This window comes from Limisphaerales bacterium (assembly GCA_014382585.1).
Lineage (GTDB): Bacteria > Verrucomicrobiota > Verrucomicrobiia > Limisphaerales > UBA1100 > JACNJL01.
This window is the reverse complement of the sequence record JACNJL010000044.1, coordinates 1-25764: the sequence shown is the minus strand read 5'-3', so window position 1 is coordinate 25764 and position 25764 is coordinate 1. Positions and strand designations below refer to the sequence as shown.

Here is a 25764-nt window from a genome sequence, read left to right as displayed (position 1 = left end):
CGAGCCTGCGAGTCCGTCAAACTCTTCATGAAACTATTCCGCCTCATCACCCTCGCCATCGGCATGCTCGCGCTGAGTCCGGTGGCTCAGGCCCTTTCTTTGGGCGGACCGGGCGGGTGGTGGCCGCAAGATTGGCCCAAGGAGTTGGATCCACTCCGCAAACAGGCCTGGACCTGGAGCCATGGCCGCATTCATGAAGGCAAAGCCTACAACAGCTTTGAAATCACCTTCAAGGATCGCGAGCAATTCGAGGCCATGTGGCCGCATCTCCTGAAGCTGCGCCCCAAGGAGGTGCCCCTCACCCTCAAGCGCGGGCCGCACGTGAGGGTTTTGGACACGCGTCCGGCCAAAAACAAAACCGCCGGCATCCGACTGTTTACGTGGTCCAAGGCCGCCGGCAACCCGCCCGCGAAAGTGAAGCCTGAGCAAACCGATTTCTCAAAGACGCCGGGTGTCTATTTCAAAGACTGCACCCTCCACGCCATTGAGCTCGTGATCGACGGCAAGATTGTGGACCTCAATCGCATTCGCCTTCCCGAAGATGCGAAGATTGTTGATGAGCGATTTCCGAACAAGTAGCGGGCAGTAGCGCGCGTTACTTGGCGGCGTGGTTCGTTCTTTGGTTGTTTTGTCCAGACATGGGCCATGAGCTCTTTGCTAAACCTTTGCTGTCCGTTTTAATGGCGTACAGATGGTAATCATTCGAAGCAATGAATAGGGTGCCGTCTTGGCTAAGTGCAGGGGATGTTTGGATGATCGAACCCGTCGGGAATTCCCAGAGCTTGGCACCGGTTTTGCCATTCAGTGCGTAAACGGAATAATCGTCCGTTCCGTAATAAACCGTGCCATCCGTCCCGATCGCGGCGGATCGAGATCTCCATTGGTTTGCTTCGAACTCCCACTTCTTTTCTCCGGTTTTCCCATCCAAGGCGTACATAAATGAATCTCCGGAACTTACATAAACGGTCCCATCAGTGCCGATCACGGGATCTGCGTCAACCATGTTCCCTTTTGTTTGATAAAACCATTTTTGCTCACCTGTCTTACTGTCTAATGCGTAGATTTTTGATTTTGTGGATCCACCTTTTGTTCCCGTGCCGATGAAGATGGTGCCATCCGGAGCCAAGGCTGGTGTGCCAGTATAGCTTTCTTGTGTCGATCGCCATATTTCACTCCCATCCACAATCGAGTGTGCAAAAATTCGATGCCCGTAAGTAATATAAAATGTCCCATCAACACCAAACGAAGGTGGATATCCCATGTAGCCTATGGAATCAGTCTCCCATTTTTTCTCTCCGGTCTTCGAGTTCAAGGCGCAAATTGTCCCTCCAATGGCGATGAGTGTTCCATTGGCATCCAATGCCAATTCTTTACTCATGGTTTGACCGATTGTTTCAGCTCCCCATTTTTTGACGCCGGTTTTCCCGTCCAATGCAAAAACTTTTCGATCGTCAGAAATAAATACAGTGCCATCGGCGCCAACGACAGGGTTAGAAAATATGCCGCTCCCGCCCGTGCGAAATTCCCATTTCTTACGTCCGGATTTAGGATTAATTGCGTACAGGATTCCTTCATAGGGATCTTTAGCTCTTGATCCAATGTAAACGGTGCCGTCATGGCCGATTGTCGGGGAAGAACTGGACGCATCTCCAAGATCAAATTTCCAAAGGAATCTCGGATGGGATTCTATTGCAGCAATGCTCTTTGGGGCAGGCGGTAGAGGGTCGAGGGCTAATGGATCACGGCAACCCAACACGAAGCCTAAAAACCCGATGCAAGCCAGAAGAACAGTATTTTTCATGCCCAGCAGGATAACTCAATCCGGGGCGTTCTTCGAATTGATAAAATCAATTTGTGAATCGACTCAGTCAATGGCTACGTTAGCACCTCTTTGATCACGTGCCCGTGGACGTCGGTGAGGCGGCGTTGGATGCCGTTGTGGTAGACGGTGAGGCGTTCGTGATCGAGGCCAAGCAGGTGCAGGATGGTGGCGTGGAAATCGTGCGGGGTGATGACGTTACGCTGTGCCTTGAAGCCAAACTCGTCGGTGGCTCCGTAGCTCATGCCGCCTTTCACGCCGGCACCGGCCAGCCAGGCGGTGAAGCCGTGCGGGTTATGGTCGCGCCCGTAGGTGCCAGCCTGAAACATCGGCATGCGACCGAACTCGGTGGCGAACACCACGAGGGTGTCCTCCAGCAGACCGCGTTGTTTCAGGTCGCGCAATAGGCCGGCGACGGGCTGGTCGAGGATGCGGCCGTGCACGTCGTATTGTTCCTTCAACTTGAAATGACCGTCCCAGTTGATGCGACCGCCGGAAGCGTAGGCGCCGTTGAAGAGCTGCACAAAACGCACGCCGCGCTCGATCAATCGCCGGGCGAGGATGCAATTGTCGGCGAAGGCAGCCTGATGCCGGTCGTCGCTGTCCGCGCCATACAGTTTGCGAATGTGCGCTGGCTCAGCTTTGAGGTTGGCGGCCTCGGGCACGGTGAGCTGCATGCGGGCGGCCAGTTCGTAGCTGGCAATACGCGCGGCGAGATTGGCGTCGCCGGGAAAGGTGTTTTGATTTTCCTGCTCCAACACGCGCAGGGCATCGCGCGCGGCTTTGTCTTTGGTGGCGGAAATAGTTGCGGGCCGTTTCAGGAATCGGATCGGCTTGGTACTGCTGAAGGGCGTGCCTTGAAACGCGGCGGGCAGGAATCCGTTGGCCCAGTTGTTCGGGCCGCTCTGCGGCATGCCGCGCGGATCTTCGATGGCCACAAAGGCGGGCAGGTTTTCGTTGTCACTGCCGAGCGCGTAATTGATCCACGCGCCCATGCTCGGGAAGCCGTCGAAGACGAACCCGGTGTTCATGAAATTCTCCGCCGGACCGTGCGTGTTGGATTTATTGGTGAGCGAATGGAAAAAGCACAGCTCATCCGCCAGCTCGCCAATGTGCGGCACAAGATCGCTGACCGGCTTGCCGCATTGACCGCGCGGTTTGAAGTCCCACAAGGGCTTGGTGAGATTGCCGTTCGGCCCCTGAAACGACACCAGCCGATCGTTGCCGGGCAAGGGTTGGCCGTGGTGCTTGATCAGTTCCGGCTTGAAATCGAAGGTGTCCACATGGCTCAACGCGCCGGAGCAAAATACCTCGATCACCCGCTTGGCCTTGGGCGCAAAATGCGTAGGGCGCGGCGCATAGGGACGCGTGGCGTCAATGCGCGGCCCTTCCGCGCGGCCTTCCTCGGCCAACATCGCCGCCAACGCCACGCCGGAAAACCCGTGCATGGACTGCATCAAAAACTGTCGGCGATTAGTCATGAGAGAACTTGTGCTGCCGGCGCCCCGCCGGCAGGCCGAAGGTAAACGTCGTTCATCAAACTTCTGCCGGCAAGGTGCCGGCAGCACGTGGGCGCGCAGGTTCGATGGCGGACTCGCAGGCTCGTCCCTCCATTTTTTCGGCTGCAGATTGGAGGGACGAGCCTGCGAGTCCGTGGTTTTATTTTATGTTTCATGGGAGCATCAGGAATGAACTGGAATTGAACAGTACACGGCAGGCCTGCTCGAGGCCGTGCTGTTCAGTAAGAGTTTGCAGGGTGGCCAATTCCCGTGGGTTGGGGTCGCGCGAGGTGGCGAGGCGGAAGGCGTGTTGCACCTGAGCGCCCATCTCGTCGCCGGCTTCGCGCCGGACGCGACCGGCAAAGAAGTCGGCCTGCCGGTTGGCGAAGGGGCTGTTGAGCAGGCTGAGCGATTGCACGGGCGTGATGGACCGGGTGCGGCGGGGCTTCATCTGGCCGGCGTCGGGGCAATCGAATGCGCCAAAAATATCCACCGCCTGCATGCGCACCTTGTGGGCGTAAATCATGCGCCGCCAGCCATCGGCTTCGAAGGTTTCCTTGGGATGATAATCGGACAGGCCACCGCGTTGATTGAAAAAATCAAACCCGCGCCCGCCGGTTTTCAAATTTAATTTGCCGCTCACAAAAAGCATCGAGTCGCGGATCGCTTCGGCCTCCAGTCGACGCGGGGGGAACCGCCACAGCAGACGGCTATCGGTATCAATGCGCGCGGCCGCGGCGTTGGGGCGGTGGGTTTGTTGGTAGGTGCGCGAGGTGAGGATTAGGCGATGCAGTTTTTTGATGGACCAGCCTTGCCGCACAAATTCACTGGCCAACCAATCGAGCAACTTCGGATGCGTCGGGGCGTTGCCCATCTTGCCGAAGTCCGACGGCGTGTCCACGAGGCCCGTACCAAAATGCTGTTGCCACACGCGGTTCACCAGCACGCGGGCGGTGAGCGGATGATCCGGGCGCGTAAGGTGCTGCGCAAGCGCCAATCGTCGCGCGGGTTCGGTGGCATCCTTGGGCTGAAGTTTGCCCAGTACGCCGGGAATTGATGGCGGCAATTTCTCCAGCCGCTGCATGGGATCACCCCGGCGCAACAGCCAAGTGGGATCGGGGGAGGCAAAGCTGGCGGCGAAGGTTTGCGGGCCAGCATTGAGCCCGTTCAGTTCGCCTTGCGCCGCGCGGAGCTGGCCGATGTGCGCCATGATTGATTTGACTTGGTCGGCGTTCAGCTCGGTGAGCTTCACCTTATCCGGAGCGCGTCGGTCGTCCATGCGCGGCAGGCGATCGGTTGTGCGGGCGATGGGGTGCCACACATCATCGGGCCGCAGCACTTCGATTACGTACTCCGCCGGAACACTGGAGCCATTGTGCCACGTGATGCTTTGGAGGGTCATCGGTTTCGGGAAATCAATGCGGAACCACGCCGGCCCAGCGCTGGCGGCGACCCACGGAAAGGATTGACGCCGGTCGACCGAGCCGTCGGTCAGGTTTTCAAAATGCCGCGTTTGATTGGCCAAGGCAAAGCTCGAGGCGCTGGGCACCGCGCCGGTGGAGGCCAGGGCGGCGTTTTGTTTTTGGGGTGTCCACGCTTCGAATTCGTAAATCGAGGCCGCCGCGCCATTGACTGTGGCGGCGATTTTCATTCGAACCGATTGAGCCAAAACGGGTTCGAATGTTTCCGTTTGCACACTGAGCAAAGGCGGGCGCAGCGCGTGCTCTTTGCGCAGGGCCTCTAGCTCGGTTTGCAATCGCGTCACTTTCGCGCGCGCGGCAGGCACCTTGGCGGTCCAAGCGTCGTTTTCCGTGCCGCGCAGGCGACGGTTGCCGTAGCGCAGACCGGCGAACACGGCCTGCATGCCATAGTAATCCTTCTGCAGAATGGGATCGAACTTATGATCATGGCAGCGTGCGCAGCCGATGGTGAGGCCGAGCATGCTTTGGCTCACGGTGCGGATGACTTCATCGAGTTCATCCTGTCGTGCCGAGCGCATGGCCTCTTCATCGCGGCCGATTTGGCCCGGTTGCAGCGCGGGGCCGGATACCAGAAAGCCGAGTGCGGCATCCGCGCCGGTGACATCGCCGGCCAGTTGATCGCGAATGAATCGGTCGTAGGGCAGGTCTTGATTGAACGCAGTAATCACCCAATCGCGATAACGCCAGGCCACTGGCCGTTCGATGTTCGTCTCGAAGCCAACCGTTTCCGCCCAACGAATGACATCCAGCCAATGCTGCGCCCACCGCTCGCCGTATCGCGGCGAGGCCAATAGCCTGTCCACCACGGCTGCCAATGCCACGGCTGTTGGGCGTTTGTCTGCGCGAAAGTTTTCCAGTTCTTTGATCGTGGGCGGTAGGCCGATGAGATCGAGCGTTACCCGCCGCAGGAGGACTTCGCGTCCAGCCATCGGCGATTGTTGCAGGTTCTTTTCCCGAAGCTGTTTCTCCACAAAATAATCAATCGGATGCATGCCTGCCGGCGTGGTCGGGCGCGTGACGGGTTGGAAAGACCAGTGCGGATCGGCCAACGCGGTCAATGCGGTAAGGCAGATACTGATGATGAGCAGCGGGCGCATTACGGTTTCAGGGTATCCAGCACGCCGTCCAGGTAGATCTTGAGTTTGGGATCGATCTTTTCAAACCCCTTGCTGCTGCGCGGTTGGTTTAGCGCGTGGCGCATGCAATTGTGCATGAGATAACGGCCGCCGGTGAGGGTGACGTGGATAGCGTCGCGGTGCAGCTCGGAAACATCCTTCAACGGCGCCTTGCCCGCCTCGATGTCGGCCGCGATTTGATGCAGCAGACGCATGGCGTGCGTGGAGCGAATGGTGCGTTTGGGAAACTCCTTCTTCAGTCGCGCCATCAACGCCGCATAATGCGCCTCGCTATGGACGAGTTTGCCGGTGGCGGTCTTGGCGGCGTATTCCTCAGCGCGGTTTTCATGATGCGCCCAGCCGGTGTGGATGACCACGATGGCGTTGGGCTGCAGCCGAATCCAATGGCCAATCGCCTCCGCCGCCGAAGCCACCGAGGCATCGTAATGTGGTTGCACGGACAGAAAGGTGTATTGCTTAGCCTTCAGCGCCTTGGGCCAAAGCGTGGAGGTCTTGACGCACGGCTTCTCGGGATGCGCGTGGATGTATGCGATCGGTTTGCCGCAGTCGACATGCCATTGCACATCGCCATCAATCCGCGCGGGCACCGTATCCCACGTGAGCGAGTTACCAATCAGAAAATAAGCGGGCGGCAATTCTCGGGCGGCGGCCACCGTGCCGAGGCTCAGGCAAAGGAGCAGGGTGAAGCGGAGTCGGTTCATGAGAGATGCTTGGCGAAAAATTGCTGCACGTGGTTCCACATTTTATCGGAAAGTACGTGGCCGGTTTGAGGTTCGATGAAGGATGAAAAGTTTTCAGGCACACCGGCCTGGGCGTAGGCTTTGGCGATGGTTTTCACGCCTTCACGGGCTTCCTGGATGGGCGAGCCGCCGTCGGTTTCGCCGAGGTTCAAATGCAGCGCACGCGGGGCAATCAACCCGGCGATATCCGGCGTGTCGCCGTACTCGTGGATGCCCGGGATGAAGTTCGGGAAACAATGCAGCAGGCTGGTGCGATGAATGCCACCGTAGGTGGGCAGACAGCAATTGCCCACTAGCGCACGCAGGCGGGTTTCCCATGGGCCGACCAGCCACGTGTGCGTGGAGCCCATACTGTGGCCGTAACAGCCAAGGCGATCGGCCTTCACCTCGGGCCGCGATACGAGGTAATCGACCGCGCGCCGCATATCCAAAATATTTTTCCAAGCCATACACTGGCCGGCGACCGTGTAACGCAGGAATTCAAATCGCTCGTACGCGCCGCCGCGCAGTTTCTTGCGGGGATCCTGCCGCTCCTCGAAGCACAATGCGTCCGGGCACAACACCACGTAGCCGAGCTTGGCCAGCGCCACGCCGGTGTGGTGCATGGGATTGCCCGCGAGACCCGCCGGCTCCGTCTTGCCCAAGTGCCATTGGCCGGCGTGTTGGTGCCAAATGGCTACGGCCGGCGCGGGCGATTTGTCGCTCACACCATCGGGCACCAGCATAATGGCCGGGCAGCGGTCGCCCGGTTCCAGCTCGTACGTCAGCCATTCCAAACGGTAGCCATCCTTCTGCTCCGTCTTGGTTTTCTCCGGCTTCAAATCCCCGCCTTTAGGCCACGTACCGCCGAGGCATTCGAGCAGTTTTTCGCGGAAGAGTTTTTGTTTCGCGTTCACGGCAGGTTTCGCTTCAGTGGCTTGCCCTGCCGCCAGCGCCGTTACGCCCGCGGCCAGAGTGGTGGACTTAATAAACTCACGACGATTCGGCATGGCTTCCCTTTCACTGGTTGCCCAAGGCTAACAGGTGGCCATGCGTCCGCAAGTTGTTTGGCGGGAGATTACTTCTTCAGTGCTGCCAACTTTTTGCGGACGAGGGCGGACTGCTCATCGCTGAGAACCTGCCAGCAGGCGAGGCCGTTGCCGACCAGGTCCCATTGATCCCATTGCCACACCACTTTTTTGTCCTTGGTGATCTCGAAGATCTGCGGGTTTTTATCGCCGGCATGGCAGTTGCCGATGATGCGGTTGCCGTTGGGCAGTTCCTGCAGGCAGGTCATCCAGCCGAGGCTGATATCGGTGCCGGGCACTTGGCCTTTGATTTCCCAAACGACCTTTTTCTCAGGCGTGACTTCCACGACACTCTTGCCGCTGCCGGAGGCGATGAGGGTGTTGCCGTTTTTGAGACGGATGGCGCCGTAGACGCGCGTGTTGATGAGGTAATCCCAGACCACCTTACCGGTGCGATCGTATTCGGTGACCACGCCGGGGCGTTCGCTGCAGGCGAGTAGGGTGCCGGTGGCGGTGTGGCGGGCCCAGCGCGTGCTTTGCGTGCCGCCGGGTTTTAAGGGGAATTGATGGGCCAGTTTGCCGGCCTGATCGACCTCAATCACGCGGCCGACACTGCTCTCCACAATCATCGTATTGCCGTTCTTCAACCGCGCAAAGGCATGCACATCGACGCGCTTACCGGCGTTGCCATTCATCTGGGCCGATTCATAGGACCACACGACTTTTTTGCCGAGAGTGATCTCCTGCGTTTTTGTCCATGTATCGTGAAAGAGAATATTGCCGTTGGGCAACAGATGCACATCGTGATGGCCGGTATGGCCTCGCTGCGGTCCGGCGGTCTTGTGCTGCCAAATCACCTTGCCGTCCGCATCGGTGATGGCCAGTAGATTTTTGCCGTAAGATGCGCCGACGAGTACCAATCGCTCGGCCTGCGCGGCGGGTGGGGTAAGTGAAACGGCGAGGGCGGTCAGCAGTGGAAGGAGTAGTTTCATGTGCCTTGAGGTTCCGGTTTTTGTTGAGGGCTTGCAACTCATTTTAAGCTGTCGCGACAAACCCGCAGCATGTTGCCGCCGATGATTTTTCGGATTTCATCATCTTTGTATCCGCGTTGTACAAGGCCAACGGTGAACAGTGGCCAGTTGGTCCAGGCGATCGAAAGGCGCGCTTGTGGTTGTGGGCGCAGGCTCCCCACGGGCCAGAAGTAACGCCATGGGGTGCGGGGTTTTTGTGATTTAGGAATCTTAGCCGCTTCTGCTGCTTGATTTCGGGAGGTGTACGAAACATCGGAGCCAATGCCGACGTGGTTGATGTTGGTAGTCTTGATGACGTGATCAATGTGGTTGAGAAAGGCGTTGATATCACCCGGGTTGCCGAGAAAACTCGGGATGCACGCGATGCCGGTGAGGCCACCGGTGTTGGCGATGGCTTTGAGGACGTTGTCTGGCTTGCCGCGGATGTGTTTGTGCAAATCTGCCGCGCAACTATGGCTGGCGAGGATGGGTTTCTCAGAAATTTGTGCGGCTTCCAAGCTCGTTTGCCAACCGGAATGAGCGCAGTCGGGGATGATGCCCAATCGGTTCATTTCTTTGACCGCGGATTTTCCAAAATCGCTGAGCCCGGCATTGCCCGGTTCGGCGCAGCCATCGCCGATCATGTTGCGTCGGTTGTAGGTGAGGTGCAGCATGCGCATGCCGAGATTTTTAAACACGATTAAGTAGCGCAATTCATCAGGAACACTGATCCATTGTTGAGTAAGCGGGACTCCGTTGCCGGTGAAATACAGGCAATGTTGGCCGGCTTTTTTTGCGGCCACGATGTCCGCGGGCGTGGCGGCTTTGTTTAGAAAACCCTTCAGGTGATCTGTCACGTACGTGAAGTTGGCGAGACGCTTGATCAGGCGCAGCGGGGCTTGCCCTTCCTCACCGGCATTTTGGAAAATGCAAGTCACGCCGGCCGCCTTCCATGCTTGCTGGAATTCTATGCGTTCGGCCGGGTCATCCACGCAGCGGGTCATCATCATACGCTCGCGGGCGTCTTTGATTTCGATAACCGAAGCGTTTTCAGCGGCAAGCTTGGCCAGCGCGGCGCCATCCACCGCGCAGCGCGGCGCGAAGCCATAGGTATCAAACACCAGTGATTCAGCGTGCAGTTTTAATCCGCGATCGAGTTGGGCTGCAGAGGGTTTGAGAACCGCCAGCGCGGCCCGGCGATGGCGTTGGATAACTTCATTGCTTTCCCACGGCTCCGCAGCACGCAGTCGGGGTAAAAATAGAAATGGAAACGCTAAGGTTGAGGATCGGATAAAGGCTCGGCGCGAATGAGTCTGCATGCCGCATCCTTGGCCGATTGGCTGGCGCGGTCAAGCTGCACGGCGTAGTGATGAATTTGCAGTTGGCCGGTTAGGCAATCAACCCCGTGGCAACTTTGCCGCCATTGGGACCGGTGAGGCGGTGGTGGCGGCCGGCGTGGTGGTAGGTGAGCCGGTTGTGTTCCAGTCCCAACAGGTGGAGGATGGTGGCGTGGAGATCGTGGAAATGAACTTTGCCCTCGACCGCCGCCGAGCCGGTGTCGTTGGTGCGGCCGTGGACGTGGCCGCGTTTGGCTCCGCCGCCGGCGAGCCAGAAGCTAAAGCCGCGGGCGTTGTGGCCGGTTTCGTCCTTGCCGTTGCCGGGCACGAGGCCGGGCCGGCCGAATTCGCCGCCCCACACGACGAGCGTTTCATCCAGCAACCCGCGCGCCTCGAGGTCGCCGAGCAGCGCGGCGATGGGGGCGTCGGTGGTTTCGCAGTTGGCGCGCAGATCGCGCCGGTGCCATTTGTGCTGATCCCAGCTGCCGTGGTTCACCTCGATGAACCGTACGCCGGCCTCGGCGAAGCGGCGGGCCAGCAGACATTGCCGGCCGAAATCGGAGGCGCGGCAGGTGCCGACCGAATGTTTTGCGCCCACGCGATAACGCTCGAGGGTGGCTTTGGATTCGGTGCTGACATCCAGCAGATTCGGCGCGATGGTTTGCATTCGGAATCCGAGCTCCATCGTTTCGATGACCGACTCGAGCTTGGCATCGTATGGCCGCCGTGCGGCGTGTTCACGGTTGAGCGCTTGCACAAGGTCCAGCTGGCGGCGTTTGTCTGCAGAGGAAAGATGCGCGCCGCCGATGTTTGGGATGCTGGCCTTGGAAAAATCTTCACCGTTGATGCCGATGGGCGTGCCTTCGTAGGCCGGCGGCAGGAATGCGGCGGAGTAAGTGGAGGGCTTGGCGGTGTTGAGGCTGATGAGCCCCGGCAGATTTTGATTTTCCGTGCCGAGGCCGTAGTTGATCCACGCGCCCATGCTCGGGCGGCGGCGAAGGCGTTCGCCGGTGTGCAGTTGCAAAAACGATTGCGCGTGGTTGCCGGTATCCGCGTGCATACCGTTGATGAGGCAAAGCTTGTCCGCGTGCTTGGCAGTCTCGGGCAATAACTCAGAAATCCACAGGCCGCTGTCGCCGTGCTGTTTGAAATTAAAAGCCGATCCCGGATGCGCGGCGTTGGTCAGTTGCGGTTTGTAATCAAATGTATCCATGTGCGCCGGGCCGCCGGACATGCAAAGAAAAATCACGCGCTTGGCGCGAGCGGGCAGCGGCGGCGGCTTGGGCGCAAGCGGTTTGGCGGCTTCCGCCAACAAGGCCGACATCGCGAGGTAACCAAAACCGCATGAGGCCTGTTGAAGCAGGTTGCGGCGCGAAATGGATATGGGCTGTGCGTTCATCAATCGATGTATCGAAATTCCGAGGTCGTCAGGAGCGCTTGGCAAATAGTGGCCCAGGTTGACGTTTCGTTTTCGGGATTGCGTGTTTGAGTTTGCAAAGTGTTTAGCAGTTCAATGACCCGCCGCGATTCGGCCCCGCTAGGATTTCGCTGTAGCGCTCGGCGGAAGGCCCAGCGCACACGGCTGGCGGAATCGGCTCCGGCCTTGTCGAGCAATTGGACGGCGAACCGGCGCGACTGCTTCACCACCATCTCGTTGTTCATCAAATACAAGGCGCTGGTTGGCGCGGTGGTGATGTGGCGTTGGCCCATGGGCTTCACGCCGGTGGGCAGATCGAAGGCGGAGAGCTCCGGCGGCGGCGCGTGGCGCAGCAGGCAAAGGTAAATACTGCGGTGAGTGCTGGGGCGATGGATGACGGCTGATTCGCCGGGAGGCCAGTTGATCAGCACATCGAGCTGGCTGACGTCGGAGCCGTGGCGCGGGGCGCGATTCAGCTGTCCGCTGGCGGCGAGGATGCTGTCGCGCACGCTTTCGGCATCAAGCCGGCGGCGGTGGTGGCGGGCAAGCCATTGGTTGTCCGGATCGGCCTGCATTTGTGCAGCGGTGGGTTGGCTGCCCAGTTGGTAGGTGCGACTGAGGATGATGGCGCGGATGAGTTTTTTGACGGACCACTTATCGGCCATGAACCGCTGTGCCAAATGATCGAGTAATTCCGGATGTGTTGGGCGCGCGCCGTACACGCCAAAGTCATCGGGCGTGTCAACGATTGCCCGGCCGAAGAGGTGCAGCCAAACGCGGTTGACCATCACGCGTGCGGTGAGTGGGTGCGACGGATGCGTGAGCCACTGCGCGAGTTGTCGGCGGCCACTTTGTTGGGGGTCAACGTTCACTGCGTCGGTCATTTTTGTGGCTGAGAGAAATCCGCGCGGGACGGTTTCGCCGAGCTTGTTGGATTCGCCGTTTTTGTTGATCTTGGCATCGGCTGGTTTTTTACCCTCGCGCACACCCATGGCCAGATTGCCCGGCGCGGGCTTGGGCGATTTTTGCGGCGCCAGTTTTTTGCCGCTGCCTTTGGGCCGCCCTGATGCGGTGTGCAACTGCAAAATTTCCGCGGCGTTGAGGGCACGTGGGAACAGCGCAAACTCCGCCATATTGCCCTCGAGAGTGAGGTTGAAATAGTCGTTGCGGCCGCCAATGAAAATATCGCGTGCCCCCCGGGTGGTCACCGGCATTTCCGCCTTCAGTTCCGGTTCGGCATTTCCGTTGAGGTAAAGCGCCGCGTGTTTGCCATCACGGACAAATACTAGATGATTCCATGTGTTCGGCGGCACGAGGGTGTTGCCTTTGATCGACACGCCGCCGTTCCCATTGAAGACAAACAGTTTCCCTGCGTGTGGATTGTTTTTGTAATTGCCGCCGATGCCCACCTGATCGCCGGGCGCTCCGTTGGCTCCCTTGGGGCCGCGCGAAAAAAGATAGGCCGTCACAGCGCGCGCGTTGTTCTCGAGATCATTGCGAAACCAAAACGAGACGGTGTACGCATCGATATTTTTTTTGAGTTGCCCTTCGAGCCACCCCCCGCCAAATGCACCGGCGTTGTCGGCGGAAAATTTAACGTCTTTTTTCACCGTGAATCCCTGGGGTGCGGATTGGAAATTCAGGTGGTATTCCGGTTTCAGTGCACCAATCGCCGTGTGATAATTCTCGGCAAATTTCGGCACGCCGGCGGTGGCCGTTAATGTGGGGTCCGGCCTCGCGTCCGTGCGCGTCATCGTTTTGAGCTGATGCAACGCGGTGGCCGGTGCGGTGAGTTTTTCGTTGGCGGCATTGCCCCAGAGCGTCTCGGTGCTGGTGAAGATGCCGGCGAGCGCGTAGTAGTCGCGTGTGGGGATCGGATCGTGCTTGTGATCATGGCAACGTGCGCAGCCGACGCTGAGACCCATCACCGCGGTGCTCACCACGTTGATTTGGTCGGCCACCACGTCCATGTCGAAATTATTATTCATCGCCTTGGCCGGCTTGGAACCGAGTGCGAGAAATCCGGTGGCCACGAGGTTGCGGTCGCGCTCGGGATCGCTCTTGGCCGGCAATAAGTCTCCGGCAATTTGTTCGGTCAGAAAACGATCGTACGGCGTGTCTCGGTTGAACGCCTCGATCACGTAATCGCGATAGCGCCATGCGTGCGGGAAAGAGGCATTGCGACCAAGGCCGTCGTTACCGTTGGATTCGCCAAAGCGCGCCAGATCCAGCCAATGCCGCCCCCAACGCTCCCCGAAATGCGGCGAGGCGAGCAGGTGATCGACTAGTTTTTCAACCGCCTTCGGTTTATCAACTGCACATTCTTTTTGAAACGCTTCCACCGCCTCAATGGTCGGCGGCAATCCGGTGAGGTCCATATACATCCGCCGAATCAGCACCGTCGGCGTAGCGTCGTTCGCAGGCGTTAGTTTTTCCTGCGCCAACCGCGCGAGCACAAACTGATCCAGTGGATCACGGGGCCAGCTGGAATTCTTAACGCGGGGGACGATCGGTTGGGAGATTGGTTGGAATGCCCAAAGCGAATCGTTAGTTTGCGGATCTGCCGCGGCCGGCCACGGTGCACCAAGTTTTACCCAGCGCTCAAAGTCACGAATCACCTGTTCGGCCAGCGGTTTGTGATGCGGTTTCTTTTTCGTCGCGCGCAGCATCGCCACAATCGCCTCTGCCTCGGCGACCGGCAACGGCGCATCGAACTTCGCCGTGTTGTTTGTTTTCGACGAGTGACATTCCAAACACTGTTTAACCAACACCGGCCGAATTTGTGTCTCAAAAAAATTGCGGTCTTTTGGTGTAAGGCCCTCGGCTTTCACCAAAATCACCCCATTAATCAGCAACGAAAGCAACGGTAGGATAAACGTGCGTGAACTCATCTTTCCGGCCTCAGCATAATGAGTTTATAGCGATGGGTCAAAGCCGAAAGGCGGTGTTGGCACCCGTGATGATGATTGGCGAACGCATACGAACCCATCACACATCATCGATGGTTTGAGTGTGTTTAGCCAATTCCCCAAGTTGATCCTCGGGGTCGAAGAGCAGTGGGTAAAAACCGCCCGCCATGGTTTCGCCTTTGGGAAGCATGGGGAAATTGGAAGTTCCCGGGGTGTGGTCGCCTTCGAAATTAGAGGTTACGCCATCGGCGAGCACGTTGATGACGGTGGCACGGCGTGGGTGATCGGATTTGTTTTCGTATGAGCCGTGCATCATCAGCGGGTGATGAAAACTGCACTCGCCTTTTTTCAGCACGACAGGGCATTGATTTTCAAAATCAGAAATCTGTTCGGGCGTGAGTACTTCGCGCACGGAATCCATATCGCCCGCGAGACCGGTTTTTTCTAGTAAGCCCCAGCGATGGCTGCGCGGGATGTAATGCAGGCAGCCGTTTTCCTCGGTGGCATCATCGAGGCCGATCCAGCAGGTGAGGTGGGCCATCGGTTGGGTCCACGTCCAATACGAAAAATCCTGATGCCACGCCACCACGCCGCCGTGCTTTGCGGGTTTGCTGAAAAGTTGGTCGTGAAAGAGCCGGAATTTTTTGCCCAACAACTGGTACGCCGGCAAAAGGAACGCGGGGTTCCAAAGCAAGTCGTGAAATGCCGGCCGGACCCGCCACGCACCCAGCGCGTGAAACAAAACTGAATCCGGATCGCCCGATTCGTTGCTGTGATACTCATAAAACAACTCGCGCCCCTCGTGATCGGGATCAGTCATTTCCCCCAACTCCGCGCGCAACGCATCAACCTGCTCATCACTCAACAGCCGAATGCCGTTTACGAAACCTTGTTCTTTGAAACGTTCCAACTGCGCATTGGTGAGCTGATAGCGCGCCCAATTTTCCGGAGCGTTTGGCTGGGGAAACAAGTCGGTGATGGGGTGATGCCGCGAGGCGAGGTCGTCGCTCATTCGGCGGAAAATAGCAGCGAAGTTGCGCAGCGTCGAGTCAAGCGAGCAATTTTTCGACCACATGCCCGTGGACGTCGGTCAATCGGCGGTCGATGCCGTTGTGGCGGACGGTGAGTTGTTTGTGGTCGATGCCGAGGAGGTGCAGCATGGTGGCGTGGAGGTCGTAGACTTGCGTGGGGTTGGCGCGGTCCTGCGGTTTGTAGCCCCACTCATCGCTCTGGCCGGCGGTGACACCGCCGCGGATGCCGCCGCCGCAAAGCCAGTTGGTAAACACGTAGGGGTTGTGGTCGCGGCCCGTGCTGCCTTGCGTACTGGGCATGCGCCCGAACTCGGTGGTCCAGTGGATGATGGTGTCCTCGAGTAGGCCGCGTTGTTTGAGGTCGCGGATGAGGCCGGCGGCGCCGTGGGCCATGCCCAGGGCGAGCGGGCCGTGGTCGCGTTCGATGTCCTCGTGGCTGTCCCAGTTGCGGCGGGGAAATGAATTGTCGTTGCCGGACCAAATCTGCACGAAGCGTACGCCGCGCTCGATGAGCCGTCGGGCGATCAAACATTTGCGGCCGAAATACTCGGTCTCCTCGGGCGCGTTGATGGTCTTCGGGTATTGCTTGGGCTCGCGTTCGAGGCCGTAGAGCTTGAGGACGTGGTCCGGTTCCTTGGCGATGTCCAGTGCCTCGGTGGCAGAGAGCTGCAGGCGCGCGGCCAGTTCGTAGGTTTGAATGCGTGCCTCCAGACGGTCATCGCCTGGGCGCGTCTCGGCGTAGCCGGCATTGAGTTGGTTGATCAGGTCAATGCCCGTGCGATGACTGCCGGGCGTCACAAAGCCGGCCTTGGGATGCAGATCGGGAATCGGGTTTTCGCGTTGCGGAAAAATCGTAGTGCCCTGCGTGTGCGTTGGCAGGAATGCGCTGGCCCAATTCTTCGGGCCGTTGGAGGCGTATCCGCGATGATCGGGCAACACGACAAAGGTCGGTAGGTTTTCATTTTCGCTGCCGAGTGCGTAGCTCACCCACGAGCCCATGCCGGGAAAGCCCGGGCGCTGAAAGCCGGTGGCCTGCAGGTAAGTGGCCTGGCTGTGCACGCCGGTTTTACCCACGAGATTGTGCACGAAGGCCAGATCATCCACCACTTCACCCAACGGCGCGACGGTTTCCGATAGATGCTTGCCGCTCTGTCCATGACGCGCGAAGGCAAAGGGCGACTGCATCCATGGCCCGAGCCCGTTTTGAAACGCCTCCACGTGTTCGCCGAAATCGCTCTTCTCGCCATGATGCCGAATGAGCGCCGGCTTGAAATCGAATGTATCCAAATGACTCGCCGCCCCGCCCATGAACAACTGGATCACCCGCTTTGCTTTCGGCGGATGATGCAAGGTGCCGCTCAGCACGCCTTTGGCCAGCAACGGCTCGCGCCCCAACATCGTCGTCAAGGCCATCCCGCCCAAGCCCCCGCCCGATTGCCACAGAAAATCGCGCCGGCTTAAAGGCGATTGATCGGGGGCTCGATGGTAAGGCGAGTTGTTCATGTCGGGGGAAAGGACGTCGGATATTCTCTTTTACTTCAACAATTTCAACATCGCGTTGCCCATGCTTTCGCCGATGAGGTAGTAGGTTTCGGCGTTGTTATTCCAGTGATAGCCCTGGCCGCCGGGGGATTGTTCGCGTGGGCGGAAGAAATCACGGGTCTCGACGCTGGCGGCGGTGCCCTTGAATTCCTTGCGGGCGGCGGCACCGTGTTGGGCGGCGATGATGCCGAGGCGGCGGTCGATCTTTTGGTTGCGTCCGCCAAAGCCGCTCACGGCGATGACCACCGGCAGGTCGGGGGTCTTCCATGCGCGGCGCACATCGTTGATCAGGCGCACGAGGTTCTCCTCGTAGGCGGCTACCATGTCGTGCGTGAGCCCGTCGTTCCAGCCTTGGTGCCAACCGAAGCCGGCGATCTCATAACCTTTGCCGTCATAGGCCGGGTAAATTTCCTTGAGATTGTCCAGCGTGTTGGCGACCTCATCCATCATCAGCCGGTAAAATGCGCCCGTGCGTTCCTCGACGGCTTTCATGGTGGCATCCGGTTCGCGGCGTTGAATGCCCGCGAGCATTTTGTCCGCCATTGTCTTGGGCAATGGACCGGCGCAAGGCGGGCGGAAATCCACCATCAACGTTTTACCACCCCAGCAGGTTTTAATAATGAGCACCGGTTCCTTGAGCGCATCACCCACCACTGTGCCGAAGCCCAGCTCCGGCCCGATGGCACTGCTGCGCGCGCCAAAGCCCGGCTTCAGACCCCCGGCGCGTTCGCCATATTTCACAAACACATCGGTGCGCACGGTCCATTCGCCGGCTTTGGTCTGTAAAGGCCCGTATTTTTTTGGCGCGTGTTTCACCATAAACTCCAGCGTGCCGGCGCCTTTGTTTTGGGCGCGCGGGTTGATGTTGATTTGCCCGGCGCCTTCCATATTCGATTGGCCGGCGAGGACGAACACTTTCAATTTCGCCTGAGCGGGAAGGGCGGAGATCAGGATCAGCAGCAGAATTCGAAATGCGGTCATGCCGCCATTGTAGATGTTCGCGGTGGCGGGGCAAGTTTCGCCTTGGCTCGCGGTCTGGCAGGGAACAAATTGCGGGGCAATTTTCTTGATGACACAGTGAATTCAGGCGAATCTTTCGGGGTCGGAAGACAGTATTATGCTCGGAATCGGAGATTTTAAGGCGAACTCCTGTGGCGGCCAGACGCGCCGTTCGTTTTTGCAAACTGCCGCCGCGCTGCCGATGGCGATGGGCGCTGGACACGAAGCGTGGGCTGCTGGCAAGGCGCCCAAGGCCAAGTCCGTGATCGTGCTGTGGCTGTGGGGTGGCCCGAGCCATATCGACATGTTTGATCCTAAACCGGAAGCGCCCAGCGATTATCGCGGGCCGTTCGGCACGATCCCCACGCGCACCCCGGGCATGCACTTCAGCGAGCTGCTGCCCAAGACGGCCAAACGCTCGAACATGTTTAGCGTGGTGCGTTCCATGCAATCCAGCAACGGCGGACATCCCGGTGCTGGTACCGTGGGGCTCACGGGTTTTGAGGAACGGCCCACGGTTCATCCGAATTTCGGTTCCATTGTCGCCAAGCATCGCGGGCACGCGGATGCGTTGCCGCCGTTCTTTTATCTTGGGCACGGTATCCCTCGTGATTTGCCGCGGCGCATAGCCGGCTACGGCGGCGGCACGTTGGGCAAGGCGCATGATCCGTTTCTCGTGCAATGCAGCGAGAAAGGGGAGGCGAATATTCCCACGCTGAAACTGCTCGAAGGCCTCACCCCCAACCGCATTGAGGATCGCAAAAAACTGCTCGGCCAACTGGACGCCGCCGAACGGCAGCTGGAGAATGCCGGGATCGATGACTGGAAACGCACGCACCAAAGTGCCTACGGCCTGTTGGCCGATCCCAAGGCGCGCGCGGCGTTTGACCTGACACAGGAGAAACGTAAGACGCGTGATACGTATGGCCAGACGACCTTTGGCCAAAGCTGCCTGATGGCTCGGCGTCTTGTGGAGACCGGCGTGCCCTATGTGCAGGTGAACTGGAGCGAGTATGTGGAAACCTTCACCCCCAAGGGCGATTGGGGATGGGATACGCACATCTTTAACTTCGAGCTATTACAGGACCGTCACTGCCCGATCTTTGACCGCGCCTACTCGGCACTGTTGGATGACCTTAACGAGCGCGGTCTTTTGAAGGACACGTTGGTGGTGGCGATGGGCGAGTTTGGACGCACCCCCAAGATTAGCAACCGCGCCGCGCGCGAGCACTGGCAGCACTGTTATTTCTCCGTATGGGCCGGCGGCGGTGTTCAGCCGGGGCGTTGCATTGGCGAGAGCGATAAGGTGGGCAATTACCCCGTCACCACGCCGATTACGCCGTTGATGGCCGGCACGACCATTTGCGAGCTGGCCGGCGTGGACGCGCAGGCGCGCGCGGAAATGAAGGTACTCGACGGCGGTCGCTTGATTCGGGAGCTTGTTTAACATGCGCGTCCTGGCCTTTCTTATCCTGAGCAGCCTCGGGCTGTCGCTCACTGCCGAGACCATTCGGCTCACGCACGACGGCACCAATAAACGCGATCCGCGCTACTTCGAGGGCGGCCGCAAGATCATGTATTCGTTTGATGAAACGCGTGCGTTGCTGCGGCTTATGGTGATGGATGCCGAGGAGCTGAAGCCCGAGCCGATGTTTAACGACGCCAATAAACATCAGCTCAACGCCGCCATGTCGCCTGACGGTAAGCACATTGCCTTTAACGAATGCACCGGGAATCTTACGGCCCACTTCGTCATTCGCCGGCGCGATGATCGCAAGGATTCGTTTGTGAAACACGGCGGCCGCGGCGGCTATCGCAGTCCGGTGTTTACGCGCGACAGTAAACACGTGTTGTACTGTTTCGCTGAGACCGGCCCGCAGCATATCTGGCGCGTGACGCTGGACGGCAAGGAGAAGAAGCAGATCACCGAAGGTACCGGTATCAATAATTGGCCGAGCTTTTCGCCGGACGGCAAAACGCTGGTGTACGGTAGCAGCCGCACGAACACCTACGAAATTTACTCAAGCGATGCCGACGGCAAAAACGTGAAGCAGCTCACCGACAATGAGGCGATGGATATTCGTCCGGAGATTTCGCCCGATGGTAAACGGATTGTGTTCACCAGCATGCGCGACGGCAACCGCGAGTTGTACGTGATGGATGTGAACGGCCAAAACCAGCGGCGACTGACCTTCCACGAGGAACGCGACGATTACGCCAGTTGGCATCCGGACGGTCAGCGCATCATCTATGTCGGCGAACGCGAGGGCCGCTTTGACCTCTACCTGATGGACGTGCCGACCCAAAGCAAATGAGAAGCGGCGCGTTCATTCTATTGCTGGCTCTGCTGCTACCGCCGGCACTGACCGCGCAGGTGAAACGGATCACCGTGACCCCTGCGCAGGTGGAGCTCGCCTCGGACCGCGACACGCGGCAGTTGGTCGTCACCGCGCATTTAGCCGATGGCCGCGTGGAGGATGTGACCCACCGTGCGCAGTACACCGTGCAGCACGCCAATGTGGCCAAAGTGGAGAAGGCCCTCGTGCATTCGATGAGCGCCGGCAACACGCAAGTGACCGTTCAATTCGCCGACCAAACCGCTGCCGTGCCCGTGCAAACGGCGCATGCGACCCGGTCGGTTTCGTTTTATTTTGATGCGCTGCCCGTGTTGTCCAAGCTGGGCTGTAGCAGTGGTTCCTGCCACGGCTCGCCGCACGGCAAGGGCGGGTTTCGTCTGTCTCTGCGCGCGTTCGATCCGGTGCTCGATACCTTTACCCTCACGCGTGAGGAACTGGGCCGGCGCACCAACCCGTTGAATCCCGCCGCCAGTCTGCTGCTGGCCAAGCCGCTCATGGAGGTGGCCCACGAAGGAGGACGGCGTTTTCGTCAGGGCGACCGCAGCTACAATCTGTTGCGCGATTGGATTGCCGAAGGCTGCCGCGTGGAGGAAGGCCAGCCCAGTTGCGTGAAGGTGACAGTGACTCCGGCATCCGGCCGCGTGCTTAAGTATCCGGCCTGGAAACAGCAACTCAGCGTGATGGCGCATTACTCGGACGGCACGCAACTCGATGTGACGCATCTGGCTGTGTTCGAGAGTTCGGACAACGAAGTGGCGGACATCAGCGCCTCCGGGCTGGTCACTGGGTTCCGGCGAGGCGAAGCGGCAGTGCTCGTGCGTTATCTGCATCACATCGAAAGCACGCTGCTAACTTTCACGCGCGATGTGGAGGGCTTCCAGTGGCCGAACCTACCGCAACGTAACTACGTGGATCGCCACATTGATGATAAGCTGCGCCAGTTGCAGTTTGCGCCCGCGCCCTTGTGCGACGATGCCACCTTTGTGCGGCGTGTGTACCTCGACGTGATCGGCATCCTGCCCACGATCAAGGAAGTCGAGGCGTTTCTGCAGGATAAACGTCCGGATAAACGCGCGCAGTTGGTCGACACGCTGCTCAATCGGCCGGAGCACGCTCAGTTTTGGGCGTTGAAATGGGGTGACCTGTTGCGGCTTTCGGTGAAGCAAATCGGCGCGCCCAGCGTACACAAATATCATCGCTGGATCGAGGGCGCCCTTGGCCGCAACATGCCGTACGATCAGTTTGCCACCTCACTGCTTACCGCCAGCGGCAGCACCATGATCAATCCGGCCGCCAATTTTTACCGCACCTCCGCCAACCGCGATGATGCGGTGGAGACCTCCGCGCAAATTTTCCTCGGCACCCGCATTCAATGCGCCAAGTGTCACAACCATCCCTTTGAACGTTGGACGCAGGATAATTATTACGGCATGGCGTCCTTCTTCAATCGCGTGGAACGCAAGCGCACGGGGAAGGGCGATGAAACGCTGGTGTTTTCCAAAGGCGCCGGAGAAGTCACGCATCCGCTCAATGGCAAGGTGATGAAACCGTGGGCGCCCGCCGCTGGAGACTTGCCGGTGTCCGATGCCGCTGATCGTCGGGCCGCTTTTGCCAACTGGCTCACAGGGCCAAGCAATCCCTTCTTTGCCCGCGTTGAGGTCAATCGTCTCTGGTCACATGTGATGGGGCGCGGCATCGTGGAACCCTTCGATGATTTTCGGGACACCAACCCGCCCGCCAACGCGCCGCTGTTGGACGCCTTGGCCGAGGATTTTGTGCGCAGCGGGTTTGATCGGAAGAAGATCTTGCACACGATTTTAAATAGCCGTACCTATCAAGCCGATTCCACGCGCAATGCGTTTAACAAAGAGGACCGCAAATACTTTTCGCATTACCAGCCGCGCATGATGTCCGCCGAGCAATTGCTCGATGCCATCGGGCAGGTGACGGGGCTGCCTGAGCGCATTGGAGGGCTGCCGGCGGACATGAAATGCACGCAACTGCCCGCGCCGGAATTGGCGAAGATTGATTTTCTCAAGGTATTCGGCCAGCCCGAACGGCAATCGGCCTGCGAATGCGAACGGACGGACGACACCAGCCTCGAGAGTGCACTGCAGCTCTACAACGGCAAGCTGCTTAACGACCGGCTGCGCAACGGCGGCAACCGATTTCGCCGGGCCATGGCCGAGGGTAAGAAGGATGAGGAAGTGCTGGTCGAATTTTACCTTGCCGCGCTGAGTCGTCCGCCTTCGGCCAAGGAACTGCAGCTTGCCCTCGCGCATCTCGCTGGCGTTCCGGATCGCAACGCCGCCATGGAAGACATTGCGTGGGCGATTCTGAATAAGACGGAGTTTCTCTTTCAGCACTGATGATGCGCCAGATTAGTCTCCTTATTCTTTTCGTGATGGTGCCGTGGATGGACGCGGCGGACATTAGCTTTCGCCGTGATCTAGCCCCGGTGCTTGTTCAGAAATGTTTGGCTTGTCACGGGCCGAAGAAGGCCAAAGGCAGTTACCGCGTGGATACCTTTGCCAAGGTTCTGATGCCGGGCGACACGGACGAGCCGATGGTCACCGCGGGGAAGCCGGACATGAGCGAGCTGTTTTACCGGCTCAGCACAGACGACGCGGATGAACGCATGCCGCAGGATGACGATCCGCTTCCGCCGGAAGTGGTGGCGAAATTCAGGCAATGGATTGAAGCCGGTGCGAAGTATGATGGCGGCGATCCCAAGGCGCTGCTGTCCACCATCCTGCCGGCCCCGCGGCATCCTGATCCGCCGGCCAAATACCCGCGCGCCGTGCCGATTACGGCGTTAACCTTTAGTGCCGATGGCCAGTCCGTGTTTGTCTCCGGCTACCACGAAGTCTCCGTGTGGGGTGCGGGCGACGGCAAACTACAGCGGCGCATTGCTCGCGAAGGCGAGCGGACCTACGGCCTGTCCGCCAGTCCGGACGGTAAATGGCTCGCGACCGCCAGCGGTCAGCCCGGCCGACTCGGCGAGGTGCGCCTCTTTGAGGCGTCCACCGGCAAGTTGGATCGCGTGCTGGCCACCGCTCCCGACGTGATGCTCGATGTGGCCTTCGATCCGGCTGGTCAACGCCTAGTCGCCGGCGGTGCTGATGGGCAGGTGCTCGTGATCGATCTGGCCTCCCGCAAGGTCACCCACACCCTTGGCCTGCATTCCGACTGGGTGAATGCGGTGACCTGGGACGACAACGGTTCACGCTTCGCTACCGCCAGTCGCGATCACACCGCCAAGGTGTTTGACTTGGCCGCCAATAAATCGCTGGTGACCTTTGCCGGCCACGGCAAGAACGTCCGTGGCATTGCATTTCATCCCGGCGGTCGGGAACTGTACTCCAGCGGTATGGACAAGAAGGTGCAGCTGTGGCGCATCTCCGACGGCAAACGCGTGCGGGACATCGGCTTCAGCGCCGAACTCTTCAAGCTCGTGCGCCATGACAAAGTGCTCGTTGTCCCCGCAGCCGACAACCGCGTGCGCCGATATCAGGCCAACAACCTGAACCCCCTCGGCGATTTTGCGCTCGAGGACTGGGCTGTCAGTGTGGCCATCTCGCCCGACGGCAAACACCTCGCCGCCGGCGGCTTCAACGGCCAGGTCCGCATCTGGAATCTGGAAGACGGCAAAGAACTCAACACCTTTATCGCCATTCCCGGGCTGAAGTAACTGCGTGGAGTCTTCATGAATCGATCCCTTGCCGTTGACCCCATCCGTGATTCGCGGAAAACTTTCCGCATGCGTGGTTGGATTTTGTTATTTTCCTTTTTGAGCGTCATGGGCGCAATGGCCTTGCCGTCCTTGAACACCGTGCAGCCCTCTGCTTGGGCGCCCGGGAAGCCGGTGGAAATCCGTGTGAACGGCGATCGATTGACGGGGGACCTGAAACTCTGGACGAGTTTTCCGGCGCAATCCGAACTGATCAAGGCCGAGGGCAAACAGGCGGTGTTTCGTGTGACCGTACCGGCAAACACGCCGGTTCATGTGGGCATGATGCGCGTGCACAATGCCGAGGGCATTAGCGTCCCCCGGCTGGTGCTGGTGGATCCGCTGGAGGATGTAGCTCCGTCCAGTACCGATCGCGCCAAACCTCAGGCACTGGCCTGGCCGGTGGCGGTGGACGGCGCCTTGCCGGGGCAGGCGTCGCACTGGTTCACACTGGACGCCAAGGCGGGGGAACGGTTCACCGTCGAGGTGTATTCCGAGCGTCTGGCGGCCACAGGCGATCCGATGGTCCGGTTGTTTGATCCCAACGGGCGTGAGGTGGATTACGCGGATGACGATGATGTGCGCGGCGGCGATGCGGCGCTCATGCACGAGGCGCGGCACACTGGAACTTATTTGCTGGAGTTGCGCGATGTGCAATATCGCGGCGGCCAGCCTTACCGCATGCGGGTCGGCCGTTTCGAGCTGTGGCCGGATTGGCTTCTGCCGCCCAACACAGTGACCGAAAAGGAACCCAACGATCAGGCTGCTCAGGCTACGGCTTTCAAACTGGGGCAGACCTTGTTTGGTCACATTGAAAAAGCCGGCGCACGGGATCATTACCGGTTTGCCGGCACCAAGGATCAATGGGTGCAGTTTCGTGCCCACACCCGACGACAGGGATCGCCGGCCTACATCGTCCTTAAACTGCAGGATGCCGCCGGCAAAACCATTCAAACCGGTGGAGCAGATATCACCAAGCCCGTGATCCTGCGCCACAAGCTTCCGGGAGACGGCGCCTACACGCTGCAAGTGGAGGAATACATCCGCCATGGCGGCCCGCGCCACCGGTATCGGATTGATACATTTGTCGGCCAAGGCGGGGTCGTGCTTAAGCTGAAGCCCGGGCAGGACGCCAAGAAAAAGCCGCTGCCACTCCCCGACCGACTCTGGGCTATTCCCGGTCAGGAGCTGGCCTTGACCCTGCAACTGGAACGCCACCAATACGAGGGTGCCGTAGAAATCCAAACCGCCATCGGCTGGCCGTTGATTGGCGCTTCCGTGCCGGCGAAGGCCAAGGAACATGTGCTGAAACTATCCATCCCGCCCACGGCGCGCTCTGGCGAATTACATCACCTTAAACTCGTCGGCCGGGCAAACGATATCCACGTGGAGTCGGTCCAGTTTGCCGAAGCTTTTCGAAATGAGTGGGGGCACATGATGTTCTTACCAATTCTCCAGACGATTCCGTTGGTAATTGTCGAGCCAGTGAGTTTGGAGATGAACAACGTGCGTCTGCCTCGCGGAGGGAAGGTTAAGGTGCGGGTGAACGCGCGCCGCGCGGCGGAGCCATTGGGACAACAGCCTGATCGAAAACCCATTACGCTGACGCTTAATAATTTACCTAAGGGCGTGACTGCGCCGGCCAAGTTGGAGGTGCCGGCGGACAAGGAGTTTTTGGAATTTGATCTGACGGTTACGCCGGAAGCCAACGTTGGGAAGGTGCAGATTACCGTTTCCGCTCAGGGCCAAT

General features: G+C 59.3%; 18 protein-coding genes. 6 read left to right on the top strand and 12 right to left on the bottom strand.

What is annotated here, in order from left to right; genetic code table 11:
- Positions 1-27: 27 nt before the first annotated feature.
- Complete coding sequence (locus tag H8E27_09855) at positions 28-579, top strand: hypothetical protein (protein MBC8325916.1); 552 nt, start codon at positions 28-30, stop codon at positions 577-579.
- A gap of 16 nt (positions 580-595) precedes the next feature.
- On the opposite strand, the gene H8E27_09850 is transcribed toward H8E27_09855, so the two are convergent.
- From H8E27_09850 to H8E27_09795, 12 genes are all read right to left on the bottom strand, one after another.
- Positions 596-1801 carry a PQQ-binding-like beta-propeller repeat protein gene (locus H8E27_09850; GenBank protein ID MBC8325915.1) on the bottom strand — a complete coding sequence of 402 codons (1206 nt, stop codon included), beginning with the start codon at positions 1799-1801 and terminating at the stop codon, positions 596-598.
- A 74-nt stretch (positions 1802-1875) separates the two neighbouring features.
- Positions 1876-3300, bottom strand: coding sequence for a DUF1501 domain-containing protein (locus tag H8E27_09845; protein ID MBC8325914.1), 1425 nt, complete (start codon positions 3298-3300; stop codon positions 1876-1878).
- A gap of 190 nt (positions 3301-3490) precedes the next feature.
- A complete protein-coding gene (locus H8E27_09840) occupies positions 3491-5896 on the bottom strand; it encodes a DUF1553 domain-containing protein (protein ID MBC8325913.1) in 2406 nt (801 codons plus the stop codon).
- Positions 5896-6636 (bottom strand): hypothetical protein, encoded by a 741-nt coding sequence (locus tag H8E27_09835; protein ID MBC8325912.1) that lies wholly within the window; start codon positions 6634-6636, stop codon positions 5896-5898. The genes H8E27_09840 and H8E27_09835 overlap by 1 nt, the downstream gene beginning before the upstream one ends.
- On the bottom strand, positions 6633-7664 hold the full coding sequence (locus H8E27_09830; protein ID MBC8325911.1) for a dienelactone hydrolase family protein: 1032 nt from the start codon (positions 7662-7664) through the stop codon (positions 6633-6635). The genes H8E27_09835 and H8E27_09830 overlap by 4 nt, the downstream gene beginning before the upstream one ends.
- A 68-nt stretch (positions 7665-7732) precedes the next feature.
- Complete coding sequence (locus H8E27_09825; protein MBC8325910.1) at positions 7733-8674, bottom strand: PQQ-binding-like beta-propeller repeat protein; 942 nt, start codon at positions 8672-8674, stop codon at positions 7733-7735.
- 38 nt (positions 8675-8712) lie between these two features.
- Positions 8713-10011, bottom strand: a complete 1299-nt coding sequence (locus H8E27_09820; protein ID MBC8325909.1) for a membrane dipeptidase — start codon at positions 10009-10011, stop codon at positions 8713-8715.
- Between the two features lie 70 nt (positions 10012-10081).
- Entirely contained in the window at positions 10082-11428 is a 1347-nt protein-coding gene (locus H8E27_09815) for a DUF1501 domain-containing protein (GenBank protein ID MBC8325908.1), read from the bottom strand.
- Positions 11428-14337 (bottom strand): DUF1553 domain-containing protein, encoded by a 2910-nt coding sequence (locus tag H8E27_09810; protein MBC8325907.1) that lies wholly within the window; start codon positions 14335-14337, stop codon positions 11428-11430. Before H8E27_09810 ends, H8E27_09815 begins: the two co-directional genes overlap by 1 nt.
- A 97-nt stretch (positions 14338-14434) precedes the next feature.
- On the bottom strand, positions 14435-15367 hold the full coding sequence (locus tag H8E27_09805) for a phytanoyl-CoA dioxygenase family protein (GenBank protein ID MBC8325906.1): 933 nt from the start codon (positions 15365-15367) through the stop codon (positions 14435-14437).
- A 37-nt stretch (positions 15368-15404) separates the two neighbouring features.
- Positions 15405-16889, bottom strand: coding sequence for a DUF1501 domain-containing protein (locus tag H8E27_09800; GenBank protein MBC8325905.1), 1485 nt, complete (start codon positions 16887-16889; stop codon positions 15405-15407).
- A gap of 30 nt (positions 16890-16919) precedes the next feature.
- Positions 16920-17909, bottom strand: coding sequence for a sialate O-acetylesterase (locus tag H8E27_09795; GenBank protein MBC8325904.1), 990 nt, complete (start codon positions 17907-17909; stop codon positions 16920-16922).
- A 136-nt stretch (positions 17910-18045) separates the two neighbouring features.
- Between H8E27_09795 and H8E27_09790 the strand changes: the two genes are divergently transcribed.
- The 5 genes from H8E27_09790 to H8E27_09770 form a co-directional block, all read left to right on the top strand.
- Positions 18046-19374, top strand: a complete 1329-nt coding sequence (locus tag H8E27_09790; protein MBC8325903.1) for a DUF1501 domain-containing protein — start codon at positions 18046-18048, stop codon at positions 19372-19374.
- 1 nt (position 19375) lies between these two features.
- Positions 19376-20242, top strand: a complete 867-nt coding sequence (locus H8E27_09785) for a TolB family protein (GenBank protein MBC8325902.1) — start codon at positions 19376-19378, stop codon at positions 20240-20242.
- Entirely contained in the window at positions 20239-22653 is a 2415-nt protein-coding gene (locus H8E27_09780) for a DUF1549 domain-containing protein (protein MBC8325901.1), read from the top strand. Before H8E27_09785 ends, H8E27_09780 begins: the two co-directional genes overlap by 4 nt.
- A complete protein-coding gene (locus H8E27_09775) occupies positions 22653-23975 on the top strand; it encodes a hypothetical protein (GenBank protein MBC8325900.1) in 1323 nt (440 codons plus the stop codon). Before H8E27_09780 ends, H8E27_09775 begins: the two co-directional genes overlap by 1 nt.
- Before the next feature lie 69 nt (positions 23976-24044).
- Positions 24045-25764 (top strand): hypothetical protein (locus tag H8E27_09770; GenBank protein MBC8325899.1); only part of this gene is annotated, 1720 nt, incomplete at its 3' end.

Bases quoted from the DNA above. Each gene is read 5' to 3' on its own strand.
- H8E27_09780 (MBC8325901.1), top strand. From the start codon at position 20,239: ATGAGAAGCGGCGCGTTCATTCTATTGCTGGCTCTGCTGCTACCGCCG.
- H8E27_09840 (MBC8325913.1), bottom strand. From the start codon at position 5,896: ATGCGCCCGCTGCTCATCATCAGTATCTGCCTTACCGCATTGACCGCG.
- H8E27_09775 (MBC8325900.1), top strand. From the start codon at position 22,653: ATGATGCGCCAGATTAGTCTCCTTATTCTTTTCGTGATGGTGCCGTGG.
- H8E27_09850 (MBC8325915.1), bottom strand. From the start codon at position 1,801: ATGAAAAATACTGTTCTTCTGGCTTGCATCGGGTTTTTAGGCTTCGTG.
- H8E27_09820 (MBC8325909.1), bottom strand. From the start codon at position 10,011: ATGCAGACTCATTCGCGCCGAGCCTTTATCCGATCCTCAACCTTAGCG.
- H8E27_09805 (MBC8325906.1), bottom strand. From the start codon at position 15,367: ATGAGCGACGACCTCGCCTCGCGGCATCACCCCATCACCGACTTGTTT.
- H8E27_09785 (MBC8325902.1), top strand. From the start codon at position 19,376: ATGCGCGTCCTGGCCTTTCTTATCCTGAGCAGCCTCGGGCTGTCGCTC.
- H8E27_09815 (MBC8325908.1), bottom strand. From the start codon at position 11,428: ATGAACGCACAGCCCATATCCATTTCGCGCCGCAACCTGCTTCAACAG.
- H8E27_09790 (MBC8325903.1), top strand. From the start codon at position 18,046: ATGCTCGGAATCGGAGATTTTAAGGCGAACTCCTGTGGCGGCCAGACG.
- H8E27_09855 (MBC8325916.1), top strand. From the start codon at position 28: ATGAAACTATTCCGCCTCATCACCCTCGCCATCGGCATGCTCGCGCTG.
- H8E27_09795 (MBC8325904.1), bottom strand. From the start codon at position 17,909: ATGACCGCATTTCGAATTCTGCTGCTGATCCTGATCTCCGCCCTTCCC.
- H8E27_09830 (MBC8325911.1), bottom strand. From the start codon at position 7,664: ATGCCGAATCGTCGTGAGTTTATTAAGTCCACCACTCTGGCCGCGGGC.
- H8E27_09810 (MBC8325907.1), bottom strand. From the start codon at position 14,337: ATGAGTTCACGCACGTTTATCCTACCGTTGCTTTCGTTGCTGATTAAT.
- H8E27_09835 (MBC8325912.1), bottom strand. From the start codon at position 6,636: ATGAACCGACTCCGCTTCACCCTGCTCCTTTGCCTGAGCCTCGGCACG.
- H8E27_09825 (MBC8325910.1), bottom strand. From the start codon at position 8,674: ATGAAACTACTCCTTCCACTGCTGACCGCCCTCGCCGTTTCACTTACC.
- H8E27_09800 (MBC8325905.1), bottom strand. From the start codon at position 16,889: ATGAACAACTCGCCTTACCATCGAGCCCCCGATCAATCGCCTTTAAGC.
- H8E27_09845 (MBC8325914.1), bottom strand. From the start codon at position 3,300: ATGACTAATCGCCGACAGTTTTTGATGCAGTCCATGCACGGGTTTTCC.